Origin of the sequence: Persicitalea sp. (assembly GCF_041751555.1) — a bacterium.
Lineage (GTDB): Bacteria > Bacteroidota > Bacteroidia > Cytophagales > Spirosomataceae > Persicitalea.
In genome coordinates, this window is record NZ_JBGSXF010000738.1 from 1 (window position 1) to 6,018 (window position 6,018).

Genomic DNA, 6,018 nt, shown 5'->3' on the forward strand with positions numbered 1-6,018 from the left:
AGCAGCACCAGCGTGACCATGATAAACCATTGCGACTTGTTCATTGGAAACATGAATCGTTAAGGAGGTTAATATTCTGCTAACCAATCAAAACCGTCGGACACCCGACCACAATTGTCCCACCGTGCGCGGTGGTGTCACCCAGCCTGGCCGCCGGCATTCCCCCAATCATAACGGTAGCCGAGCCCATCGCGATGACGTCCGGCGGACCCGTGCAAACGCACATCCCAGTAGCGGTGGCGGCAGGCATTCCGCCGATGAGAACGGTGGGGAGACCGGGGGGCAAAATAGGCCCACCCACGTGGGGTACCATTCCGGTGACCATTGGACAAACGTGCATATCTCCTACTCGTGCGGCGGGCATTCCCATGGTGGTAGTTGGTTTAGTGGATGTTAGATGTTTGAATCTATTCTCAGGCAATGTCCCAGCGGGTGGTCGATTCCACGTAGGGCAGGGCCAGTAAACTCTGGCAAACGAATTCTGTAAAATCAAGGAATCCTTTGACATTGTCCAGTAGTAGGGTGCAATCATTATGGTCGTAGGTGGCGGTCAGGACGCTGTCGATCATCGAATCCATCAGGGCTTTGGTTACCTCGGGTACCTGACGGTTGAACTTGGTGGTACCCCCCACGTTGTTGCGCATATATTGGTACAGCCGGGCAAGGCTGGTTTCGGGCAGACAGTCCAACGCGATGCGCACAGTGCGGGCATAGCGCACCAAACCGGTGATGAAATAAACCGGGGGCTGCTCCCTGGCGATTACCCGATAATCGTCCAGTACCTGCAGGCCCGTCAGTACGAGCCTATCCATGATAAAACTAATATCCCTGGCCACGCCCGAAAGATTCTGCATACCATTGATCTTGCGCAGCGTCAGCAGGGCAGTCTGGTGGATGCTATTGATCTGTTTGCCGCAGGTTTCGTAGTACCACAGCAGGTTTTCACCAAAAACTCCCGTGGTGGGCGGAATATAGTCGTAATCGGGCGAGAACAATTGCCCTTCGAACCTTACCCGAAATATGGGGATGGTGTAGCCATCGGCGATGGTTTCGTGGGGCGAGAGCAATTCCAGCATGGGTTTGAGCACCCGGTGTGGTCGGCGGAGCGGCAGTTCCTCGGTGTCGTATTCCCCGGCCTCAATCAGGCTGGCGAGCGAAATTCTCAATACTATATAGAAAACCCCCACGCTACCCAAACGGCTCCGGTAGTCGAGCAGCGAAAGGCTGACGCTATCGGGATCGGCCCCGGCGTTCCACTCCACCCGGAGTCCGCCCGGCGTAATGGCCCGACAGGTTAGCAACTGGAGGGTGTCGCCCATCACACTGACGCTGATTCCCGCACTCTGACCGTCTTCGGCGGGCAACAGGCCGTAGTTGTGGCCGTTCACAAAAACGGCCGCCGTGTCACGAATGGCATCACAGATGGCCAGGTCGTGGGCCGACAAATGGCTCTGGGTGATTTTCATGCCATCTCGCCAATTGACAAACTGATAGGCTATGCCGGGGAGTACCATCGTTTTGGGGTAAAGACTTGATTTTGAAATTCGTTATTGCTCACTGTACGCGTAAATGTGCTCGTGCGGAAGTACCTGATTTTCCGGCAGCGTTTTTTCCATATCCAGGTACTGTTTCCTTCGGGGCGTCACGGATTTGTACAAAACCCATTCCAACGGAATCTTTCCATTAAGGTACTGGATGGGCTTTTTGCTGTATTCGCGGTGCTTGTTGTGAAAGGCGATGAAATAATGGAACAGGTCGCCGACCGTAGCGTTGGTGGGAAACTCCACCTCGTACCCCTCGAAAGGGCCGTCCTTTCCCGTAGGCAGGGGCGTAAAGTTTATGGTTACTTTCATCGGTTCGACCGGGTGCAACCGGGGTACGGGCAGGTGAGCCGGAAAAAGCCAGGTTTTATATCTCAGGGACGGGATACGCATCCAAAGATTGTAGGAAAACAAGAGCAACACGGGCAACCAAAAGGCCAACAGCGCAACCATAAAATAGGAAACGGAAATTTGGGTACCCGAGAGCAACCCGTACATCAGAGAAAACGCCGCCAGGCCAAAGAAAAACAGCCCCAGTCCCATGAGCGATAGATCGCCGAACCGGGTTCGCTGCCACCCGGTGAGCGTCAGGGGCGCAAGCCGTAGGTAGAGAATTCCTAACACAACTGCGCCAAGAGTAGTCAGCAGGAAGCTTACATTTAGGGAGTCGATTTTCACGGCCATGTACGCCAGTCCGGCGAAAAGTACAATATCCCAAACGATCCAGATGACTCCCCGCACTACCGAAATAGAACCGCGCTTGAGATACAGCAAGTAGCCTACCGCCGCCAGTCCCAGAACGAGGCTAATTAGGGTAGGTAACAAAAGGTCGAAAGTCAGGTACTTCATAAAAAATATCTTTTAGCCAAGAATCGTCGAGTAGCCCAGTACTGCCGCCTCTTTGGTGCGGTTGATCCGAAACTCGCCCTCACCGGGAATGAGCTGCATTATCCATGATAGTTCCACGGGTAGGAGCAGATCACAGAGAAAAGCCAGCAATCGGTAGTTCCGGCCCAGGGGCAGGTGTTGGCGGTAGTGGGTCATGTCCTCCGCTGGCACAGGCCCTACCCTGATCCTGACGCAACTGGTATCCCGGTGGGAATCGAACGGAATCCAATCTACGCCCAGGGTACCTCCGCCGAGTGATGGGTAGGTACCCTGGGTACTTACACTGGGTTGAGTACCTTCGTATAATTCACCCATCGGCCCGGACTCGATGCGCACCGGGTGGCCCAGGATTTTTTCCAGGTACCTGCCACAGGCCGGGTAGTCTCCACTGAGGTGATGAGCCTCCATCGTGATTTCCAGTAAGGTAGCTTTTTGAAAATCAGTCAATTCCAAATCAAGATCGGGCCAAAGCAGTTCGTACAACTCCTGACTGTAATTGGCGTATGTATTCGTAATCGACTGGTGTTCAAATTGCTCCACGGTCAGTCGCTGTCGCCCAAACTCAGCATCGAACGGCAGGAAAAATCGGCGGGCATCCCGGTATTCCGAATCATGCAGTTCAGCGTCTTCCAGCATCACCTCGGTGGTACGTTCCTCCCGGTCGATGTTCGGCAGAAAGATGATCCCCGCCGGAATCATGTCGGTCACGCCTTCCCGCCGCGTATTGACTTTTATAAAATTCCGCGCCTCGTTCTCATAGTCGTATCCCGGCGAGAGTTCTTTCACTTCCCTGGCGAAGGCTCGTTGAAAACCTCCCTCGGGCATAATGAGCGTATTGTCGAGGGTACCTACCCCTTCTTCGATGAGTTCACGCACCACGGCCTCGGCGCGATAATCCACCGCTACCAGCTTTAAAATATCCGATAAGTCGTGTACGTCTATCATGCTTTCCAGGAAAAACCTTCGACTTGCACAAACAGGGGCAGCACCCCCGTAGATCGCTGTTCCAGACTATTCTTTACCAATTGGGCTTGCTTCAACCAAAATTCTTCCGTTTGCCTTTGGGAAGCGTCAGGCACGATGCTCACTTCCAGCACCAGTCGTACCCCTTCTTTGGCCCCTTCCCCAATGCTCAGGTTCTTTCGGACTGTAACCTGAGCGGCCGAGTCGCCCAAAATTCCCAGGGCGATGGTTCTGAAATCTTCGACCGTTACGGCTTTTCCCCGCGTCAGGATGGCTTCCCGGAAGGCGCGTTGCATTTGGCCCTCGTCCAGCGGATCGCGCCCGCCCGACGAGGGCAGCATGAGCAGGGCGGAATCGGTTTTAAACTGGTTCGTGGGTTCGGGCTTGAGCTTGGTTTGGGCCACTACCCCATTACCCCGGCTCCCCAGCGACGACCAGAAATGCACATCCAGTACCGTACCTGCCGACCTGGTGCGCACCAAAATATGAATCAGGGGTAGCTGGTGCGTGAATGAGTCCAGGTGTTCCCGGAGTTTGGTGATGCCCCGGTTGATGGTATCCAGGTGCGTAGTCAGGATGGAATTGTCCAAAGCATTGAAAGCCGCCAGGTCGTCGCGCAGGTGGTGCGTGACGTCGGTCAGTTTCTCGAAGGCATCGCGGTGGTCGAAGCGGGCGACGTTTCGTTTTCTTAGAGAGTAAACGTTATTCCCATCAAGCGAAGAATTTTGACCGACGGGTGTCAGTTCCTCACCGTCGCCATTTATCACCTTGTCGATGGCCAGAAAACCCGACTCCTCCGTGAGGGCATACACATTGAACAGGGGTTGTAGCTTGCCCCGCTGCCGGACCAGCTTGCGGTTGACTGCAGGAAAGCAATTGGCAGCAATCTCCATCCCATCGAGGGCGTCGGGGGAAAATGCCGCCGGACACGCCATTTTGATCCAGAATAACTCCTGCTGAAACAGGGCTTTTTCGGCGTTATCAAGCACGTTCTCCCATTCCTCGGGATATTTTTTCAGGTGCCGTTTATCGGTCAGGGGTAGGTGGTCGAGCGTGACGAAATGGGGGGAATAAAAATTTCGCACGGTATCCTCGTAGCGAGCCATGAACCCCGGTTCCAGACCGGTATCTTCGCCAGTCGAATGAATACCCGAACGGGCCGACACGGGGATGGGAAGCCGGGCCAGCGACCCGTCGCGACCGTAAAAAAACTTAATCGAAGAGGTGTAGGAAAGGAAGCGGGTCTGCTCGGCCAGCGTACCCCAATTCAGGAAAAGTACCAGCGCATCGATAGTTCCCGTAGTCGGTGGCTCAATTCCGACCCAGACGGTGTGAGCGGCCATCGACTTTCCGCCATTCAGCCGGATCGCTGTTTCGCGGGAGTTACCGGTACCCGTCTTGTCGATGCGGGTACCCGAAGCTATATACTGCACGGTAGCCCCCGACAATTCAAATAAACCAGCGGGCGAAAAACATGCACTGTCCCCCCCGGCAGCAATAAACTGATCGCGGGGATGTACCTCTGCCGGACCCGAACCAGGACGCGCCATCAGTACCGAATGCGCGGGCAATATGCCCGTAACTACTTCGGGAAGCACTGTCTCGACCATGCGCTTCACCACGCGGCTCCGGGCGGCTTCTAGTTCATGCCAGACTTTCTCCGTTTCCACCGCAAAGGCCCCAAACAGCAAATCCACCAGCGGATCGAACGAGCCATTTTTCAGGTCGTTCTCGTCCAGCCCCCACTGCCGGGCGGCTTCGGCCCGTAAGCGTTGCTTGATGGATGCACGGTTTTCTACGATGGGCATGGGTTCCTCCTTCAAATATGGGCAAAATGCTCAATCTGAGCACAGTTGTTTTCATTAGGTAATCCTCTAAATCGAGGAATGACATATTGGTCGAAGCCTCCAATCCGTTGCTCTACGGCTTTTTCCATTTTGGCATCGCCTCCAAAGGCCGTCCTATTTTCAGTTTCCATAAAGTGCTTTTGCAATCCGGTTCGGCCAACGTAGGCGATCACCTCTTTATTTACTCTTATTTTCAAACGCCAACTTAGATTAGACCAGCTAGTCAGTACTGCCAGATTATCTCTCACGTTGTCTTTTTTGTACGTTTCAGAAAAATTCCCGGACGTATGCAGCGCGTTCATGAGGTTCGTCATGGTAGGAACATCTACCCAGAATGCCCCGAATCTTCGATCGTTCATTCTTGATATAAACCGCCAGAGTACGTACCCCACAGGCAACACAACCGTCAGGTATCCTCCCTCGAAGCTAGCCTTTGCCTCGGGGTTCATTTCATCTTCCTTTGCAATGGGTTCTGGGTATATTGTATAGTTCATTTTTTTATGTATCTAAACTCTGCCAACACTTCGCCTATTTTTCTTCCTGTGTACCCGGCCAAGTAACCTGACCTACACCACTGTGATGGGTCCGAAGAACATGAGGAAGTTTTCGTCAAAGTTTTCCCCGCCTTCCACAATGGTACCCTGAACCTTAATCGTCAGTCGATTGCGAATGCGCCTCACTTTATTTTTCTCGTTCAGTTCCGGAATTTCGTCGCGTTGGATATCCACCATTTTGATTTTCAACCGGGTTTCGTACTGGGTAACCGCGCGTTTGACATC

At 53.7% G+C, this 6,018-nt stretch carries 7 protein-coding genes; all 7 read right to left on the reverse strand.

Annotation, left to right across the window (positions count from 1 at the left end; genetic code table 11):
- Positions 1-79: 79 nt before the first annotated feature.
- Positions 80-370 carry a PAAR domain-containing protein gene (locus ACEW8P_RS25765; RefSeq protein ID WP_373515934.1) on the reverse strand — a complete coding sequence of 97 codons (291 nt, stop codon included), beginning with the start codon at positions 368-370 and terminating at the stop codon, positions 80-82.
- Between the two features lie 43 nt (positions 371-413).
- Positions 414-1,514 carry a hypothetical protein gene (locus tag ACEW8P_RS25770; protein WP_373515935.1) on the reverse strand — a complete coding sequence of 367 codons (1,101 nt, stop codon included), beginning with the start codon at positions 1,512-1,514 and terminating at the stop codon, positions 414-416.
- A gap of 33 nt (positions 1,515-1,547) precedes the next feature.
- Entirely contained in the window at positions 1,548-2,390 is an 843-nt protein-coding gene (locus ACEW8P_RS25775; protein ID WP_373515936.1) for a TssN family type VI secretion system protein, read from the reverse strand.
- A 12-nt stretch (positions 2,391-2,402) separates the two neighbouring features.
- Positions 2,403-3,374 (reverse strand): hypothetical protein, encoded by a 972-nt coding sequence (locus tag ACEW8P_RS25780; RefSeq protein WP_373515937.1) that lies wholly within the window; start codon positions 3,372-3,374, stop codon positions 2,403-2,405.
- On the reverse strand, positions 3,371-5,200 hold the full coding sequence (locus ACEW8P_RS25785; protein ID WP_373515938.1) for a hypothetical protein: 1,830 nt from the start codon (positions 5,198-5,200) through the stop codon (positions 3,371-3,373). Before ACEW8P_RS25785 ends, ACEW8P_RS25780 begins: the two co-directional genes overlap by 4 nt.
- 11 nt (positions 5,201-5,211) lie before the next feature.
- The gene (locus ACEW8P_RS25790) at positions 5,212-5,733 is read right to left on the reverse strand and encodes a hypothetical protein (RefSeq protein WP_373515939.1); all 522 of its coding nucleotides are present in this window, start codon (positions 5,731-5,733) and stop codon (positions 5,212-5,214) included.
- Positions 5,734-5,805: 72 nt separating this feature from the next.
- A partial coding sequence (locus ACEW8P_RS25795) for a hypothetical protein (protein ID WP_373515940.1) occupies positions 5,806-6,018 on the reverse strand: 213 nt, incomplete at its 5' end.